Origin of the sequence: Halomonas sp. AOP12-B1-6, assembly GCF_052379225.1 — a bacterium.
Classification (GTDB): Bacteria; Pseudomonadota; Gammaproteobacteria; order Pseudomonadales; family Halomonadaceae; genus Vreelandella; species Vreelandella casei.
Window position 1 is genome coordinate 121,812 of record NZ_JBQSYK010000005.1, and the last position, 16,653, is coordinate 138,464.

The 16,653-nt window shown below is 47.3% G+C and carries 19 protein-coding genes; 17 read left to right on the top strand and 2 right to left on the bottom strand.

Annotation, left to right across the window (positions count from 1 at the left end):
* Nucleotides 1-15 precede the first annotated feature (15 nt).
* The 17 genes from ACT3TR_RS14815 (at nt 16) to rho (ending at nt 13,764) form a co-directional block, all read left to right on the top strand.
* Entirely contained in the window at nt 16-408 is a 393-nt protein-coding gene (locus ACT3TR_RS14815; RefSeq protein WP_444625661.1) for a cobalamin biosynthesis protein, read from the top strand.
* A complete protein-coding gene (gene cobM / locus ACT3TR_RS14820; RefSeq protein ID WP_444625660.1) occupies nt 405-1,208 on the top strand; it encodes a precorrin-4 C(11)-methyltransferase in 804 nt (267 codons plus the stop codon). Before ACT3TR_RS14815 ends, cobM begins: the two co-directional genes overlap by 4 nt.
* Nucleotides 1,205-1,969 carry a precorrin-6A synthase (deacetylating) gene (gene cobF / locus ACT3TR_RS14825; protein WP_444625659.1) on the top strand — a complete coding sequence of 255 codons (765 nt, stop codon included), beginning with the start codon at nt 1,205-1,207 and terminating at the stop codon, nt 1,967-1,969. Before cobM ends, cobF begins: the two co-directional genes overlap by 4 nt.
* A gap of 79 nt (nt 1,970-2,048) precedes the next feature.
* The gene (locus ACT3TR_RS14830) at nt 2,049-2,489 is read left to right on the top strand and encodes a YtoQ family protein (protein WP_441686666.1); all 441 of its coding nucleotides are present in this window, start codon (nt 2,049-2,051) and stop codon (nt 2,487-2,489) included.
* 158 nt (nt 2,490-2,647) lie between these two features.
* Nucleotides 2,648-2,938 (top strand): BrnT family toxin, encoded by a 291-nt coding sequence (locus tag ACT3TR_RS14835; protein ID WP_096279472.1) that lies wholly within the window; start codon nt 2,648-2,650, stop codon nt 2,936-2,938.
* Nucleotides 2,859-3,140, top strand: a complete 282-nt coding sequence (locus ACT3TR_RS14840; RefSeq protein ID WP_441686667.1) for a BrnA antitoxin family protein — start codon at nt 2,859-2,861, stop codon at nt 3,138-3,140. Before ACT3TR_RS14835 ends, ACT3TR_RS14840 begins: the two co-directional genes overlap by 80 nt.
* 662 nt (nt 3,141-3,802) lie before the next feature.
* The gene (locus ACT3TR_RS14845; protein ID WP_444625658.1) at nt 3,803-4,630 is read left to right on the top strand and encodes a hypothetical protein; all 828 of its coding nucleotides are present in this window, start codon (nt 3,803-3,805) and stop codon (nt 4,628-4,630) included.
* Between the two features lie 99 nt (nt 4,631-4,729).
* Nucleotides 4,730-5,395: a hypothetical protein gene (locus ACT3TR_RS14850; protein WP_444625657.1), complete on the top strand. Its 666-nt coding sequence runs from the start codon at nt 4,730-4,732 to the stop codon at nt 5,393-5,395.
* Nucleotides 5,396-5,482: 87 nt separating this feature from the next.
* Nucleotides 5,483-6,751: a phospholipase D-like domain-containing protein gene (locus ACT3TR_RS14855; RefSeq protein ID WP_444625656.1), complete on the top strand. Its 1,269-nt coding sequence runs from the start codon at nt 5,483-5,485 to the stop codon at nt 6,749-6,751.
* A gap of 88 nt (nt 6,752-6,839) precedes the next feature.
* Nucleotides 6,840-7,454 (top strand): AbiV family abortive infection protein, encoded by a 615-nt coding sequence (locus tag ACT3TR_RS14860; RefSeq protein ID WP_444625655.1) that lies wholly within the window; start codon nt 6,840-6,842, stop codon nt 7,452-7,454.
* Nucleotides 7,455-7,544: 90 nt separating this feature from the next.
* Nucleotides 7,545-8,078: a hypothetical protein gene (locus ACT3TR_RS14865; protein WP_444625654.1), complete on the top strand. Its 534-nt coding sequence runs from the start codon at nt 7,545-7,547 to the stop codon at nt 8,076-8,078.
* 94 nt (nt 8,079-8,172) lie between these two features.
* Entirely contained in the window at nt 8,173-8,865 is a 693-nt protein-coding gene (locus tag ACT3TR_RS14870; protein WP_444625653.1) for a hypothetical protein, read from the top strand.
* A 99-nt stretch (nt 8,866-8,964) separates the two neighbouring features.
* Nucleotides 8,965-10,065, top strand: coding sequence for a hypothetical protein (locus ACT3TR_RS14875; protein WP_444625652.1), 1,101 nt, complete (start codon nt 8,965-8,967; stop codon nt 10,063-10,065).
* Between the two features lie 48 nt (nt 10,066-10,113).
* Nucleotides 10,114-11,106: a hypothetical protein gene (locus ACT3TR_RS14880; protein ID WP_444625651.1), complete on the top strand. Its 993-nt coding sequence runs from the start codon at nt 10,114-10,116 to the stop codon at nt 11,104-11,106.
* Nucleotides 11,107-11,199: 93 nt separating this feature from the next.
* On the top strand, nt 11,200-12,153 hold the full coding sequence (locus ACT3TR_RS14885) for a 5'-nucleotidase (protein ID WP_444625650.1): 954 nt from the start codon (nt 11,200-11,202) through the stop codon (nt 12,151-12,153).
* A gap of 51 nt (nt 12,154-12,204) precedes the next feature.
* Nucleotides 12,205-12,585, top strand: a complete 381-nt coding sequence (locus ACT3TR_RS14890; protein ID WP_444625649.1) for a hypothetical protein — start codon at nt 12,205-12,207, stop codon at nt 12,583-12,585.
* A 225-nt stretch (nt 12,586-12,810) separates the two neighbouring features.
* Nucleotides 12,811-13,764: a transcription termination factor Rho gene (gene rho, locus ACT3TR_RS14895; protein WP_444625648.1), complete on the top strand. Its 954-nt coding sequence runs from the start codon at nt 12,811-12,813 to the stop codon at nt 13,762-13,764.
* Between the two features lie 55 nt (nt 13,765-13,819).
* Here the strand turns inward: rho and ACT3TR_RS14900 are convergent, their stop codons facing one another.
* Both ACT3TR_RS14900 and ACT3TR_RS14905 read right to left on the bottom strand, forming a co-directional pair.
* Complete coding sequence (locus ACT3TR_RS14900) at nt 13,820-15,007, bottom strand: DEAD/DEAH box helicase (protein WP_444625647.1); 1,188 nt, start codon at nt 15,005-15,007, stop codon at nt 13,820-13,822.
* A 193-nt stretch (nt 15,008-15,200) separates the two neighbouring features.
* Entirely contained in the window at nt 15,201-16,652 is a 1,452-nt protein-coding gene (locus tag ACT3TR_RS14905) for a mechanosensitive ion channel domain-containing protein (protein ID WP_444625646.1), read from the bottom strand.
* Between the last annotated feature and the right edge of the window lies 1 nt (nt 16,653).

The following is a 16,653-nucleotide window of genomic DNA, read 5'->3' on the forward strand; positions in this document are numbered from 1 at the left end:
GCAGAAGGTACGCCGATGAGCACTACGCCGATGCTCATAGCCGGGTTTGGTTTTCGCCGAGAGGCAACGCTGGCATCGCTAGAACAGGCGCTTGAGCAGCTTTGCCAACAATATGGCGATATCGACCGATTGGCCGTTACTCACGCGATGCGCCCGCTGGTGGAAAGCCTCGGCCGCCAGCATTGCCTTGAGGTTGTCGTGGTGGCAGACGAAGAGTTAGCCAGCATGGCGACGCTTACCCGCTCAGCTTACAGCCAGCAGGCAAAGGGCACCGGCAGTGTGGCGGAAGCCGTTGCGCTTTTGGCCGCGGGCAGCGGTGCCCAGCTGTTGGGGCCGCGAATCATTTCAGCCGACAGAAAAGCCACGGCCGCGGTAGCAAAGGCACGGGCAACAGGAGTTACTTCATGACGGTTCACTTTATTGGCGCAGGCCCCGGCGCACCGGACCTGCTCACGCTGCGCGGGCGCGATTTAATCGCGGCCTGCCCGGTATGCCTTTACGCAGGTTCATTGGTGCCCGAGCAGATTCTTGAGCACTGCCCAGAAGGCGCGCGCATCGTTAATACGGCGCCGCTTTCTCTGGATGAGATTCTTGATGAAATTCAAGCCGCCCACGCTGTGGGCCAGGATGTCGCCCGGCTTCACTCCGGCGATGTGTCGGTATGGTCGGCCATGGGCGAGCAGCTGCGCCGCCTGCGTGCGCTGGATATTCCTTACAGCGTTACCCCCGGCGTGCCTTCCTTTGCGGCGGCGGCGGCAACGCTGGGCCAAGAGCTAACATTGCCAGGAGTGGCGCAATCATTAGTGCTAACACGCACGCCGGGCCGTGCCAGCGCAATGCCCAGTAGTGAAAGCCTCGCTAACTTCGCTAATACCGGCGCTACGCTGGCTATTCACCTTTCCGTGCATAATCTGGCGCAGGTCGTTAATGATTTGACGCCGTTTTACGGCCCGCAGTGCCCGGTCGCTATCGTTTGGCGGGCGAGCTGGCCCGATGAGCGAGTGGTTCGAGGCCGTCTTTCCAGCATTGAAGCGTTAGCCGCAGGCGCCTTGCAGCGCACGGCGCTGATTCTGGTAGGGCCGGTGCTGGAAAACGACGATTTTCAGGAAAGCAGCCTATACGCGGTAGGTTACGACCGCCGCTTTCGACCGCAGTCTGCGGATTCACCGTTTGCGGGCGGCAAGGATGATGAAGAGGGCCGCGCATGATCACGCTTTCGCTGATTGGTATCGGTACTGGCAACCCCGATCACGTTACCTTAGCCGCCGTGCGGGCGCTCAACAGCGCCGATGTGCTTCTGCTGCCGCGCAAGGGTGAGGCAAAATCAGACCTGCTCGACTTGCGCCGACTGCTGTGCGAACAGCTGCTTGATAGCGCTACACAGGCCAACATCGTGGAGTTCGATTTACCCACCCGCGATGCCAAGTGTGCGTACCTAAGCGCGGTAGACGATTGGCATAGCGCCATTGCGCGGATGTGGGCACAGCTCATGGATAAGCATTTACCCAACGGCGGGCAGGTGGGCATGTTGGTGTGGGGCGATCCTTCGCTTTATGACAGCAGCCTGCGTATTGCCAAGCGCTTGACTGATAGTGGTCGCGCTGTTGAGGTCAAGGTAGTGCCCGGCATCACCAGCCTGCAAGTGCTCACCGCCGAGCATAAAATTCCGCTCAACGCGCTCGCCGAGCCAGTTCAAATAACCACCGGCCGCCGCCTACGCGAACGCGGCTGGCCAAGCGATGCCGCCACCGTTGCCGTCATGCTCGACAGCGGCGGGGCGTTTTCCACGTTGCCGCAAGCTGAGACCTACATCTGGTGGGGAGCCTACTTAGGCATGGATAAACAGTGCCTGATCAAAGGCCCGTTAAGCGAGGTAAGCGACGAGATTATCAAGCGCCGCGCCGCGCTGCGTGAATCACATGGCTGGATTATGGATATCTATCTGTTAGCCAAACACCCGCTACTATAACGCCGGTATTAAGTTGGAATGTTTTTCCATAAAATGGCTCTACTTAGTTATCTGATATTCAATATTTAAGGAGTAAGCCATGAGCTTTTACGTTTACCTATCCGGCGAGATCCACACCGACTGGCGCGATGAAATCCAGCGTGGCGCAGAAGTCGCAGGCTTGGATATCGTCTTCACCGCCCCGGTCACCGACCACGACGCCAGTGACGCCGCAGGCGACCACCTGGGCGAGCAGAGCAACCAGTTTTGGCGCGACCACCAGTCGTCTAAGGTCAACGCTATACGTACTCGCACTTTGATTGAGCAAAGCGATTTAGTCGTGGTGCGTTTTGGCGACAAGTACAAGCAGTGGAATGCCGCCTTTGATGCAGGCTACTGCGCCGCACTCGCTAAGCCGTACATCACCCTGCACAGCGACGACATCGTTCACCCGCTGAAAGAAGTTGATGCCGGAGCGCAGGCTTGGTGCACCACCACTGAACAAGTCGTTGAAACTCTCAAGTACGTGCTGAAAGCATAAGCCTGCAAAACATTCTGCAGGCCCTCAGCGGCCTGTAGAATTTCCGACTTTGAATCGTTGATTTAATGAGCGCACGCTTTGGCGCGTCAAAGATCTTGCCCCAAGAATCATCATTTCCAATAGCTTGATAATACTTATAATATAACTACAACGTAATTATGAGTTGTCTTACCTTTGACTGGGATCCACGTAAGAATGCCGCTAATCGTAAAAAGCATGACGTCTTTCAAGAGGTCAGAACTGCTTTTACAGATGAATTCGGCCGTCTGATATCAGATCCCGACCATTCTGAGGAGGAGGATCGCTTCATACTTCTCGGGACGAGCATTCATTCGCGCTTGTTGGTGGTGTGCCACTGCATTAGAGACGGTGAGACCATTCGCATTATTTCAGCGCGCAAGGCAGATAAACGAGAGAGAAAAGCCTACGAAGGATATAGATATGCGTGATCATTATGATTTTTCAGAGTCAGTTAAAAACCCATACGCCAAAAAGCTTAAAAAGCAGGTCACGATTCGGCTGGATGAAGACACCATCTCGTATTTCAAAAATCTCGCTGAAGAAAAAGACCTTCCTTATCAAAGCTTGATTAATCTTTACCTGCGCGACTGCGCACAGTCACATAAAGACCTTAAGCTGGAATGGCAATAAACGTTGCAGCGCTGGCCTAGCCTTATATTACCCTACTCAGCGAAGAAGCTCGCTTAAAGCAGATGATGCCAAGGCCCAGGCCATGCGTACGACTACCGATCCAGTCGTCGAAACTCTGCGCTATGTCCTCAAAGCATAAATCCAGAGCTCCTCCCATAAACATAGCCACTGCATCAGTGGTGTTGAACAAGTGTTGCGGGAGGGCGCTTTAGCGCGCGATATATTCCGCCACAATAAAGCCCCCTGTAATGCGGGTACCGCCTTGGGAAGGCACGAGCTAAAAAGGGACCCGCGAAGGGCAGCACCCGCAGCCCCGCTCAGCCACATGCCCACATCGTCAACTCCCCACCGCGCAGGCGTTGCGGCTCAGGGCGCAACGGTAACGTCACCCAAACCAACACCCACCTAAGACCTATGGCTACCCCTCGCGATCAAGTTTTCAGGTGACCGAAGCAAAATTTATCAATAAAGTATGATTGAATAGAGCAAAACGAGCGGACACGCGAATTTTTGATATATAGCCGAATGTCGCGCCTGTGCTATATAAAACAGATGTTTAGAGCTTTTTTGAATGCTGGATAATGTTAATAAATGCGCGAGCATATTCAAGAATGTTATGTGGCGGGCTATATAATCACTGTTAGGGCTACGAGGATCAGAGTATGACGGATGGAATCAGCCCGGAAGATGAAGTTCCTAAAGGCAAAAGAGTTGCTAAGTATTCACGTGGGGCACTTCAGGCCATTGGGGGCGCTGTTCCTTTTGCTGGCGGTATATTTTCGGCTATTGCAGGCGCGTGGTCCGAAAAAGAGCAGGACAGGGTTAATCGTTTTTTTGAGCATTGGGTGCGAATGCTACAAGACGAGTTAAAGGAAAAGGAGGATACCATTATCGAGATTATGGCCCGCCTTGACCTACAGGATGAGTCGATCGCAGCGCGAGTAGAAAGCAAAGAGTATCAGTCGCTCGTAAAGAAAACATTCCGTGAATGGGCTGGTGCCGAAAGCGAAGACAAACGCGCTTACATTCGAAATATTCTGTCCAATGCGGCGGCCTCTTCAGTTTCCAGCGACGATGTCGTACGAATGTATATTGACTGGATCAACCAGTACTCAGAGATGCATTTTCAGGTTATTGGGGCAATATATAATAGCGGGGGCATAACACGCGGTGAGATATGGCGAAAAATTGGTAAGGGGCCTGTGCGGGAAGATTCAGCGGATGCCGATCTTTATAAGCTTCTATTTCGCGACCTAAGTACGGGCAGCATTATTCGCCAACACCGACAGGTAGATCGATTTGGCAATTTTGTTCCAAAGCCGACACAGAGAAGGCCGAAGGGCAGTGGCCCCAAACCAACAGTGTCGGCATTTGATGAGACCGAGGGTTACGAGCTTACCGGGCTTGGTCAGCAGTTTGTACACTATGCAATGAGCGAGTTACCGCCAAAAATTGAATTTCAGGCCGAGACCGATGGCGAAGAGCCCTAACAAAGCCAGGCACAGCGACAGCTTTTCCGTTGCGGCTTCGCCTCCACTACAAAGCCGCGCGTGCTGGCGGCGTTACGTGGTAGGAAGTAAGGAGAATAAATGAGTAGTTCTGGGTTTGGGCTTATTGTCATTTCGAACGGATCAGTCCCTGTCGAAATAGTTCAGGAGGATTTTAATTGGGCTAGCCCTCTACTTGAGAACCTCCCATTTTTAGTAACAGTCGTTATTGTTGTTGCTGCGGCCGTCGTTACTTATAGAAGCAACCGAAAATCGGTGGAGTCACAAAACAATCTGGCTCAACAACGCCGCCAAGATGAGCATGACAACAAAATTTCAGAATTTAGGCATCAATGGCTTCAAGGGGTTCGTGAAACTGCTGCTGAATTATGCGAAGTTATATATGAGCTTCAAATCTACATCGTTAAAAGAAACATTGCGCGAGAAAACTACAGGCAGGCTGGTCAAGCAGGAGACATCGACAGCGTAGAGAGCTTCTCTGAAGAGACGGGTAGCTACGCAGACCATTTGCATGATCACCGAACAAAGTTCTACAGGCTTTACTCAAAGTTGAAATTGCTCTTCAAAAAGGACGAACCGGCAACGGTAAAGCTTTTCGCGCTCCTAGATTCAATAAAAGATAGTATTTACAATTTTGATACAACTGAGCTTCAGGATGATCAGATAAAAAAGGTGATTGCAAGCCTTCAAGTGGTTTTGAAGGATGAATGGGAGGTAACAAAAGCTCGCGAATGGAAGAGCACGTAACAAGTTGCTGCACGCGGATAAATTACTCGCTGCGCTCCTAATTTACCGGTGAACAAAGCGTTAGGCAATTAGGTCATCAAGGATAATATGCAGAATCTATATACAAACAGAAGCTCTAAGAAAGATTTTGTGCAAAATGGCATATATGAAAACGTTAAAGAGGGCATGGATATTTTTATTGCATCAGCTTTCTTTACAGAGTTTGATGTCATTAAGATGCTATTGGAAAAAAATTGCCACATCCGAATTATTGTTCGACTGGGATTCCCTACCTCTCCATCAGCCCTTGAAAAACTCGCAAACAACAATAGCATTGAGGCGAGATTTTATACCAACCATTCATTTCACCCGAAGATGTACATTTTTGGGGACAAGTCTGTAATGATTGGCTCGGCTAATCTCACAAGGTCTGCGATTTTAACTAATCAAGAGGTTATGGTTGGGCTACCATCGAATGACTCAAGGTTCGATGAGCTGACACAGCTCTTTGCGGAATATTGGGATGAAGCTGAAGTTTTAAATGAAGATGCCATTTCCTCTTATAGATCTATTTATGAAAAATTTAAAAAAGCATCTCAATTAGTAGATGAGCTGGATAGTACGGTTATAGATGAGCTGGGAGACAAGACTTTCTCTAATATAAACAGAGGAAAGAAAAAGACCACGAAGAAATCTATATTTCTAGATACATACAGGAAATCTTATCAAGAGTCTGTGTCAGCGTTTAGGAAAATAGAGGAAGTATATTCTTTAAAAGATCGTAAGGTTGGAGAAGATGACATTCCTCTCCGCTTGGAAATAGACTCGTTTTTTAGCTTTGTGCGAGATTGTCATGCAACCCAGGAAACTTGGAAGCAGCAACCAATAGGCTGGAATGACTCAAAGAAAATAATTTTAACTTCACTGATTGATGAGTGGCTTATCACGGAATGGATCCATTTCGAAGAGCGAATTGTTCCAGAAAACTACCCATTGATCCGTAGTGTCTTCGGCAGCCAAGAGTCAATAAACTCGGCCTCAGCTGAGGAAATTGTTGATGCTCTCTGCGTATTGCATTCGTTCCATGATAGGTTGCGATTTTATAAAGGGGGTCTTGAAACACTTAAGTCAGAGTTTTTAGCCTCAAACAATATTACTGACATTAAAGCAAGCTTGACCTATCTTTTTTACGGTAAGGGCGAAATTGTATCAAGAATGTCTGACTGTCTGTTTGATGATAGGTATAAGTTAAACGAGTTTGGTCAAGCAAATGTTCAGGAGCTAATTGGGTGGATTAGCAAAGAAAATTTGCCGGTTATCAATGGGCGTACAACAAAAGTGTTAAGGTATTTTGGCTTCGATGTACGTCAACTGTAAGTCCAGCATGCCTAACAAGGTGCTACTGTCGGACAAACTTTCCGCTACGCTCCAAATTTGCCGCAGAGCGCGGCGCTAGGAAAAAATTATGGCTGACGACTATGCGAAAATAGGATGGGAGACAATTCAGAAAGCAGTCGATAATGGTCCCCGTTTATTTGACGAACACAGCGGCAGCCAGGACTTCAACAAAGCTTGTGATCACGTTTTGGTGCTGATCGAAGATGCCTTTTCTTGTTTCAACCGAGCCTCATATGGAACTGCAGTTTTTCTGAGCATCACAGCCATCGAAGAAACCGCCAAAGCCGAAATTGGAATATACCGAAGAGCCAATGAGGCCGATGAGCGAAGCAGAAGAAAAGATCCACTTTTCAATCATCTGTCTAAACATCGCATGGCTATCCTACCAACCGTTTTCATGGGGCGTCGGTTGGAGGAAGCTATCGGAAAAGATCGGTGCGAAGCGCTGCTATCGGAAGTGGCTCACGGTTCTCTGAGAGATTTGAGAGAAGAGGCTCTCTACTTTCATAGGTCCACCGGAAAGTTCGTAACGCCCAAGGAAGCAATAACTCAGGAAAAGGCTCGTGAAGTGTTACTGCTGGCCATTGAGGCGGCTGATGATCGGCTGGTTGGTTATACGGGACATACTGGCATCATCGAGCATCGATTGGACCAGATATTCGGATCGGTCTGCAATTCCTAACAAGTGCAGGCACGGCGACGCCCATTACATTGCGCCTTCGGCTCCATTGCATGGACGCGCATGCTGCAAACGTTAGAGCGATGGTAAACCATGCCTGATCAGGAATTTTGGCTATTCATTAATACATTTTCCGGTTGGTTCTCAGCAGTGGGAACCGTTGCTGCCGTTATTGTTGCACTGTATCTCGCACGTCAAGACAAGCGAATCCGGCTGAGTGTCTTTGCCGGTTATCGAGTCATAGTGACCCAAGGAATTCCAGGGAGTCAGCGGGATTATTTGACCATTGGAATCACGAATATCGGGCATCGCGAAGCACAGATAACAACTATTGGCTGGAGGGTTGGTTTCTGGCGTAAACAGTATTCAATTCAAACTGTGATGCAAGATGGTATGTCTAGTTCTCTGCCGGTCCGGCTCAGAGATGGTGAGGAAGCCCGCTACTACATACCATTAACCGGTGAAACACGATGGCTCGAAGAGTTTGCCAAGGAATGCTTGGTGCCAAATCCACGCAAACGATTGATGTTCATGTGGGTCAGAGTGCATACATCAGTTGGGGGTGTGTATACCGCCCGAATTGAGAAGGGACTGCGTGAAAAGCTGTTGGCGTTTGCGGAACAGTAATCGCTCTAACAATATGGTCAACGGGACGCCAACTACGCTGCGCTCCGTTGGCGCCCATTAACACCGGCGTTAGATTCTTCACCATGGCCACCTTATGCTCAAGAATTATAGAATTATTAAAAAAATCGGTGCTGAAGTATCGGAGGCAGCTGAGAGCGCCGCAAACTCTGTCCTTAACGACTATTCAAATCTTAAAGGACGTGAAGAAGAAATCACCGCTCAGTTGCGTGGAGAAATTAATCGGAATCTAGCTCGGAATATAGAAGAACGCTTAGGAAATAAAGATATAAATGGTTGCAAGTTCTCGGTGGCGACCTTCAAAAAGAAGCAAGAAAAAGGCGTTGGCGCAGACTTGGCTGGAGTTGTAGAGCTTTCATTGGCAAATCGCACAATTTCAAAAGCATTTCTTGCACAGGCAAAAATTGGAAATTTTTACGAAGGGCCAAGGGGGATAAACTATATAAAAGCCTACAATAAAGACATTGTCAGGCAAGCAGAAGATATGCTTAAGATCACCTCAGACTCATTCTTTTTTTTATACTCGACCCGAGGTATTCATTGCGTCTCCGCACTTCAAGTATTACTTAGCGGCTCGAAGACTATTGATACGGGGCACCATCCATTCCATACATTCGGCTCTTTCTATCAAGAGTTCTTCAAGTGTTTCATTGGTGATCACTTAATTTCACCTGCCGCACTAGGAGCTAAAGATCTAGAGGATTATGCTGAAAAAGTAAATGCCGAAACAGTTATGAAGCTCAGCGTCCAACTAAAGTCCGCTGATTGAAGCCAAATCTAACAACAGGTTAAAACCGTTCGCTGCGCTCACTGGGACGGGCTAAAGCCCGCCCCTTAACCAAACGTTATAAATCAATGGATATATTGAATGACCTCAAATAGATTCTGTGTTTTTTGTGGAAACCCACCAGAAAAAAAGAATCGAGAGCACATACTTCCTCAGTGGCTGCTTGAGTTAACTGGAGATCCAAAAAGAGTTGTAAATTTTGGTGCCAATTTTAGAGACGGGCGAACTGTTAGATTTGATTGGTTAAATTTCTGTGTTCCAGCGTGTGAGAGCTGCAATACGGAATACTCAAATCTGGAAGGTAGAGCTAAATCCTACGTTCTGACGTTACTTGATAGAGGCGCACTAACAAGCATTGAATACATAGATTTTATGGATTGGGTTGATAAAGTTCGAGTAGGACTTTGGATTGCATATCATTTCATTCAAGGTAACCCCACTAATATTCAGCCCCGCTTTCATATCAAGACGAGAATAAGTCAAAAAGATCGAATGATTGCCATCTACCCGATCGAGGGTGACGGAGTTGGCTTAAATGCCTTAGGAACAGAATCACTAGTATTTCATAGTCAGCCATCTTGCATGGGATTGAGAATAAATAATATCTTGATCATTAATATGTCCAGTGATTTTTTGTTTTCCGCACGTTGTGGTTTTCCGTTTCCAAAAAGCTGTTTCACTATGCTTGATGGAGAAAACCCTTATATGATGCATGCTAGTGATTTTTCGATAACTAGAAAAATTAAACACCCGCTTATAAGAAAATCAATAATTAAACCCTCCATACATCTTTATCAGCCGATTATGGGTAGGTCCGTAGATAAGAGGTTTCAATCAGGTTTCATAGGTGATTATAATAGCTTTGATTCATATTTGGCTAAACATACACTCCCGCCTTACCCTTCGGGTAAGGGCATATTGTACTTTCAGCATTTGGATCGAGTCGAACCAATATATGATATTAATGAGCCGATAGAGTTTCAGAACTGCACAGGAATACATTCCAAACCAATGTATAGTCTCGTGAAACAGGTCTATGAGTTTCAAAATAATATCTACAAACAAGAAAAATATTTAGCAGAAAATCGCGAGCTAGTTTTGAATCATGCAAAGAGAACGAAATTACTTTTAAAGTGGAATGACAAGGTCATTGCACATTACTCAGGCATGAAAAATGTGTAACGCCGCCATCAATTTGACAGCCTTACGCTGCGCTTCAGGCGGAAAATTATGGCGGCGTTATATTCATTACAAGTACAAGTGGAACCAAAGGTAATGATGGAAGAAGAATTAGAAAAGCTTAGAGAGAGTATATCAAGAACACTTGAAGGCAGAGATTACCCGTCCGTTAGAGATAAGATGCTCGCTGTCTCTGCATACTATAGATATATGTCTACAAGCATCGCTTCGGATGAAATATTGATAGACTGTGATCGTGAGCTTTTATCTAACTTTGAGGCTGTTTATTTGTGGTTGATTGAGCAGCTAGTATATTTACCTGCTCATCTGAAAGATCAAGTGGAAGGCATATTTAATGAAGCCAAGCTATGCGAACTCTTTGCAATCCTATCTAGCCTCAACGACAAGGAAATCTGGACTATTAACCGGCGTAGGAGATTAAATAGTTCCTTCGGTATTCTGTCTTCTTTTTTCAAGATTAGAGGTTACAGCGAGCTTGAAGATTCTCAGCTGGTTTCTACCACTCATTTAGTTAATGCAAAAGTTGCCCTGACTAGGTTGAGTCAGGTAACAAAATTTTCAGCCTCAAAGTTTGATGATGACTTCCATGCAGTAGATCGATTTGAGGAGTTTTCGAGTCGTTACAACACTGAAATTATTAACAAAGCGCGAACGGTCGCTCTGGTGAATTTATTAAAATCGCAGATTCAGGAAATTGAAGAAAGCGACGATACAAAATTGATACTTGAAAAGTTAGATCAGGTTGAGAAAGAAATAAATAAAAGAAGACCCCGCTGGGGGTTAATATTCTCAACGATTTTTGTAATATTTGGATTTACCGCAGATCTAAAAACATTAAACCCATATGTATACAGCAAGCCATTAAAAACAATAGAGGCCATTCTTTTCAACTTACATGAAGATGGTCAAGTTGAGAAAAATATTTCCAAAGGCCTTCCCGTAAACCCAGACGAAGATGGCAAAAATACAAGAGCCATAGGTCTTTTCAGGCGAGAAGAAATTGAACCGGAGTCTGAAAGCTGAATATAACAAGCGGCAGCACGGTGACCGCTTCTCCACCGCTTCGCGGCTACAAACCGGCACGTGTGCCGGGCGTTTAATGCTTAAGGGAATTCTATGCCATACCCAATAGAAAGGAAGTTAGTTGTAGCGGTTTCTTCAAGTGCGTTGTTCGATTTATCGGAATCACATTCAGTTTTTGTTGAAAAAGGGCCAAAAGCTTATAAGAACTTCCAAGAGGAAAATATTGACAAGGTTCTTGAGAAAGGAGTTGCGTTTCCTTTCATTAAGCGATTTCTAAAGATAAATAATCGGTTTCCTGAAAAACTTCCCGTCGAAGTGGTTTTATTGTCTAGAAACTCAGCAGCCACAGGAAAGAGAGTTTTTAGATCAATCAAACACTACGATCTTGATATTTCTCGGGCAGCGTTCATGGAGGGGAAGTCACCGTTCGAATATATCCCTGCTTTTAATGCATCACTATTCCTCTCTGCAAATGCAGAGGATGTGCAGAATGCTATTGATGCCGGCTACCCCGGTGGAGTAGTTTTACCTAGCAAAATTATTAATGATGACGAGAATGATGAGCTAAGAATTGGATTTGACTTTGATGGCGTTATTGCTGACGACGAAGCAGAAACAATCTTCAAAGACGGGGATCTTCCGGAGTTTCATGCGTATGAGGTAGCAAATTCTGATATCCCTCATAAGCCTGGGCCACTGGCAGATCTTTTTAGAAAGCTCTCTTTTTTGCAAAAGCTCGAAGATCGCGAAATTGAAAATAATCGGAATTACAAAAGGATTCTAACTACTGCCATAATTACCGCTAGAAACGCGCCAGCTCATGAGCGTGTTATTACCACTCTAGAGGATTGGGGAGTAAGCGCTAACGAAATGTTTTTCGTTGGTGGCATACAAAAAAGCAGAATTTTATCCACTTTTAAACCTCACATGTTTTTTGACGACCAAAGAAGCCATTTGGAGTCAAAGGCTGGTGATATACCAATGGTGCATATTCCATTTGGTATTGCGAATATCAAAATTGAACAAACAAAGGTAGCGGACAGCTAAAGCTGCGCGCTGCTTTTGGCGTTAACAGGCAGAAAAAGGAGATTCCAAGTTATGAATAGATTTGCGCTCAGGATACTGTTTTTGTGTTCAATATTTCCATCAATACTATTTGCAGATAGCGAAGCCAAGCCACATACCGAGGCTTTGTTCCATGCGCAAATGGATGCCATTGTTTCAAACGACTATCAGAAATTTCAGGAACATACCGATTCAGAATTTCAGCAAGCAATCAGCACAGAACAGTTTGAAGCTCTTGCAAACTCTCTGTCCTCAACATTTGAAAGTGGATACGAGCCTGAGTATTTGGGAGCCCTCAATCAGCAAGGGTTCAAAGTTCATCTATGGAAAGTGATGCCTTCAAGCTCAGAATCCGATCTCCTCGTAAAGATGGCTATGCAGGAAAACGAGATTGCCGGATTCTGGATCGAATAAACTTGCTATACAAAGCTACAGCGGAGCTCTTTTCCGGCGCCGTTGCTCCTTCAAATTGGCCGCTAAGACCGAGTGTTGAGGCTGTAGAAAACTCCACTGACGCCTAGCTTTCAGTAGAATAGTGAAAACGGGGTTATTCACCAATATCATTTTCAAAGTGCTGCAGTTATTTTATAAATTCAGTATTCTATAAATCCAGGTTATTCAAGGCGATCCATCGATATTATGGCTAGAAAAACATTAGGTTTGAAGGCGAAAAAACAGATAGACGACAAGCCTGCCGACGAAGTGGAAGATCAATTTTCTGATAATCCCGAACAACGTTTTTTAAATGGCGTCGCTATTCATCCTTCCCCACGCATTTACTTGGCGCCTGGCTCTCAAGAGCGCACTGTGCGGGCGATGGATTTAATTACGCCCATAGGAATGGGGCAACGAGGATTAATCGTGGCGCCGCCGGGCTCTGGCAAAACGACGATGTTAAAACATATCTGTCAGGCCGTGGCTGAGGCTCATCCTGACATCAAGCTGTATGCCTTGCTGATTGATGAGCGCCCAGAAGAAGTGACCGATTTTAAGCGCAGTGTGTCGGCAGAAGTTCATGCATCGTCTTCAGACGAAACCTACACACACCATGTGCGTATGGCAGATAAGCTCCTTGAGACGGCGCGTAAGCAAGCGGGCGAGGGGCATGATGTGATGATTGTAATTGACTCACTTACGCGACTCTCGCGCGTTCATAATGCCGAGCAGCGGGGCAATGGCCGTACGATGTCGGGTGGGCTGGATTCTCGCGCGATGGAAATACCCCGAAAGCTGTTTGGCGCCGCGAGAAAGATCGAAAACGGCGGGTCGCTCACCATTCTGGCCACCGTGCTGGTAGATACCGGAAGCCGTATGGATCAGGTGATTTTCGAGGAGTTCAAGGGCACGGGCAATATGGAACTCGTGTTATCTCGCGACGTGGCCAATCAACGGATTTTCCCGGCGATAGATATTGCCAAAAGCAGTACCCGTCGTGAAGAGCTTTTGATTGATGAAAAAGATATTGAAAAAGTACGCACATTGCGTAGAGGTTTGACAGCACTTAAGCCAGTAGAAGGCGCGCAGAAGTTGCTTGCGCTATTGGAGAAATATCCGACTAATGCCGAGCTATTGAATGCGTTTACATCCGACTAGCGAAGCTCACCTGTTGATCGCTTGAGAGGTGAGCTTCCTGGTTACGTATTAGCGGTTACTTCTTTTTATAATTCAAGTTTGAAGCAGGCACGGCCTTTTTAACCGGGAAGCCTTCGACTTCCTTGCGCTCGATGATTGCGTTTAATCGCCTTTCAATGGCACATAAATTCTTGAAATCACTGATATCGACCAACGATATAGCTTCACCCGAGGCGCCCGCACGACCGGTTCGGCCAATGCGGTGGATGTAATCTTCTGGCTGGAACGGTAAATCGTAATTCACCACGCGGCTCAGTTCGTCAATATCCAGACCACGAGCGGCCACCCCGGTGGCAATCAAGTACTTGAGTTCGCCGGATTTGAACTGAGCCAAGACCTGCTCGCGCATGGCCTGGCTTCTGCCGCCGTGAATGGAGTCCGCGGTGATGCCGCGTTTTTCCAGTTGCGCCACCAGCTTGGCGGCATTGTGTTTTTTCTCGACAAAGATAAGCGCCTGATCCCACTTGTTCTCGTTGATCAAGTGACTCAACAGTGCGGACTTGGTGTCCTTATCTACCGTGATGAGCCATTGCTTGATGCTGGCGGCGGCGCGAATGTTGGGCGTAATGGAGATATCCGCCGCCAGGTCGGTCATTTTGCTATCTGAAAAGCCGTAGGCCAGCGCCCGAACGTCGCCAGTCATGGTGGCCGAAAACAGCAGGTTCTGACGGTTTTCAGGCAGGCGGTCGATGATTTTTTTGATGTCATCGACAAAACCCATGTCGACCATTCTGTCCGCTTCGTCCAACACCATGACTTTTAGCTCATCAAAGTGCAGCGCCCGCTGATGAGCCAAATCCAGCAATCTGCCCGGCGTGGCGACCAGAATATCCACCCCTGCGATTAGGCGCTCTTTTTGAGCTTCGGTGTCTACACCGCCATACATCGCCATAGACGTTAAGTGCGTGTGTTTAGCGTATTGAGCCACATTGGCTTCAACCTGGACCGCTAACTCACGCGTCGGTACTAGAATTAGCGCACGTATGCGTTTGCCGCGTAACGTTCCCGCGTTACTGAATCGTTCTAGCAGCGGCAGAACAAAGGCCGCGGTTTTGCCTGTTCCCGTTTGTGCGGTGGCGATTAAGTCTTGACCCGAGAGAATGACAGGAATCGCTTGTTCCTGGATGGGCGTTGGCGCTTTGTATCCGAGTTCGGTAATCGCTTGAACAAGCGGACTGGATAAGCCTAGTTTTGCAAATGACATAATGAACTCTGACAGATTGTCGTAAGGTGTGTCGAAAATAAAAGATGATGCAGTATAGCGTAAAAGGGTAATACGCCATTATTCATGAGCTATACAGAATGCGCTTGATCTATTCCAGGCTAACGCCACTTCATTCAGCTACCGCTATCGTCAAGCAAAGGGCGCTATGCGCATGTGCCGGATAGCCTGAGATCTACTCCCGCAGCGAGTTCTTATTCAATAAATCGGTTCCATCAACATTCTCAGCAATTTCCTGATCTACCTTTTCCATCAGCTTCTCGTCAGGCCGTGCATCCAGCACTTCATCGGCATCCTGGCCGCGCAGTACCTCCTTTGCGCGTGCTTTGGCTTGTTGTTTCTCTCTTTCGTCAAGCGCATTGGGCCCCATGGCTATTTGGGAATCAGGCGTGGTCGAGGTCAGCGTCATATCAGGGGTGAGCGAATCTGCGCTTTGGATCTGAAAGCGTTCCAATGCTTGCTCAAGCTTGGAATTAAAACGTAAGCGATAGATCGGTTCTGGTAGGCTGAACCCTTGATCTTCTAGGGCGTGTTTGGTTTCACGAATGGCAATACTGCGCGCTTTACCAAAGTCCGTTTTTGACTGATCTACCCACATTTGAAATTCTAATATGATGTTGGAGTCGCCCACGTGAGTGATGATGGCAATGGCCTTGGGTTCGGCTAAAACAAAGTCTAATGTCTGAACGGCATCAAGGCCTACCTTGATGGCCGCTAGCGGGTCGTCATTGGCATCAACCCCTAGCTCAAACGTGAAGCGGCGCTCTGGGTTCTGGGTGTAATTGAGAATAATGCCTTTGAATACATCCGCATTGGGTATACGTAGCTGGTTACCATCCAGGGTCATGAGAATCGTGGCGCGGGAGGTCAGGCGCACCACAATGCCTTCTTTATCATTGATGACCACGTGGTCCCGCGCTTGAAAAGGTTGGCGAATGCTGAGCATCAAGGATGCAATGTAATTTTCAATGGTATCTTTCACGGCGAAACCAATGGCGATACCGATCACCCCCGCACCGCCCAGCAGCGTACCTATAATTGTCTCAGCCCCTATCAGGCTTAACGCCAGTATCAGCCCCAAGATAATAAAAATAACTTTGATAGTTTGTGCCAACAACTCTGCCACGAATGGGTTAGGCGTTAATCGTTGCCAGAGTTTTTGGCGTCTAGACAGCCAGGCGCCAAACCACGCGACTAACCCAAACAGTAAGAAAGCGACCACTAATAAGGGCAGGGCCTTGAACAGATTTCGGCCTTTGGTCCTTAAACCTTGATAGGCGGTCGAGACATTATCCTGCACGTCCAAGGTACGGTTGATCTGATCATCTACCGTTACTACATCAGTCAGCCGATTGGCTAAATTGATGGCTTGCTGGGCTTTTCTTTCATTGGCTGTTTCACCTGCCAGGATGACCACGCCTTGGGCGACGCTAACCTCAATCGCTCCCAGTCCCTCAATTTCAGAAAAAATTCCGCTTATGCGCTGGCGAATCTCATTGTCTTTGAGCGGTGAAGGTGTGGTTTCGATCTGCGCATTGTTAGTGCCCTCACTGCTGATAGTAGCAGGCGCTGGGAGGGCTGCGGGGGCAGCGGCACCAGTATCGCCTTGTTCTACATTATTGGACACC

What these genes read in the sequence shown, in the direction of transcription:
- ACT3TR_RS14815 (WP_444625661.1), top strand. Translation starts at nt 16, where the DNA reads ATGAGCACTACGCCGATGCTCATAGCCGGGTTTGGTTTTCGCCGAGAG.
- cobM (WP_444625660.1), top strand. Translation starts at nt 405, where the DNA reads ATGACGGTTCACTTTATTGGCGCAGGCCCCGGCGCACCGGACCTGCTC.
- cobF (WP_444625659.1), top strand. Translation starts at nt 1,205, where the DNA reads ATGATCACGCTTTCGCTGATTGGTATCGGTACTGGCAACCCCGATCAC.
- ACT3TR_RS14830 (WP_441686666.1), top strand. Translation starts at nt 2,049, where the DNA reads ATGAGCTTTTACGTTTACCTATCCGGCGAGATCCACACCGACTGGCGC.
- ACT3TR_RS14835 (WP_096279472.1), top strand. Translation starts at nt 2,648, where the DNA reads ATGAGTTGTCTTACCTTTGACTGGGATCCACGTAAGAATGCCGCTAAT.
- ACT3TR_RS14845 (WP_444625658.1), top strand. Translation starts at nt 3,803, where the DNA reads ATGACGGATGGAATCAGCCCGGAAGATGAAGTTCCTAAAGGCAAAAGA.
- ACT3TR_RS14850 (WP_444625657.1), top strand. Translation starts at nt 4,730, where the DNA reads ATGAGTAGTTCTGGGTTTGGGCTTATTGTCATTTCGAACGGATCAGTC.
- ACT3TR_RS14855 (WP_444625656.1), top strand. Translation starts at nt 5,483, where the DNA reads ATGCAGAATCTATATACAAACAGAAGCTCTAAGAAAGATTTTGTGCAA.
- ACT3TR_RS14860 (WP_444625655.1), top strand. Translation starts at nt 6,840, where the DNA reads ATGGCTGACGACTATGCGAAAATAGGATGGGAGACAATTCAGAAAGCA.
- ACT3TR_RS14865 (WP_444625654.1), top strand. Translation starts at nt 7,545, where the DNA reads ATGCCTGATCAGGAATTTTGGCTATTCATTAATACATTTTCCGGTTGG.
- ACT3TR_RS14870 (WP_444625653.1), top strand. Translation starts at nt 8,173, where the DNA reads ATGCTCAAGAATTATAGAATTATTAAAAAAATCGGTGCTGAAGTATCG.
- ACT3TR_RS14875 (WP_444625652.1), top strand. Translation starts at nt 8,965, where the DNA reads ATGACCTCAAATAGATTCTGTGTTTTTTGTGGAAACCCACCAGAAAAA.
- ACT3TR_RS14880 (WP_444625651.1), top strand. Translation starts at nt 10,114, where the DNA reads ATGGCGGCGTTATATTCATTACAAGTACAAGTGGAACCAAAGGTAATG.
- ACT3TR_RS14885 (WP_444625650.1), top strand. Translation starts at nt 11,200, where the DNA reads ATGCCATACCCAATAGAAAGGAAGTTAGTTGTAGCGGTTTCTTCAAGT.
- ACT3TR_RS14890 (WP_444625649.1), top strand. Translation starts at nt 12,205, where the DNA reads ATGAATAGATTTGCGCTCAGGATACTGTTTTTGTGTTCAATATTTCCA.
- rho (WP_444625648.1), top strand. Translation starts at nt 12,811, where the DNA reads ATGGCTAGAAAAACATTAGGTTTGAAGGCGAAAAAACAGATAGACGAC.
- ACT3TR_RS14900 (WP_444625647.1), bottom strand. Translation starts at nt 15,007, where the DNA reads ATGTCATTTGCAAAACTAGGCTTATCCAGTCCGCTTGTTCAAGCGATT.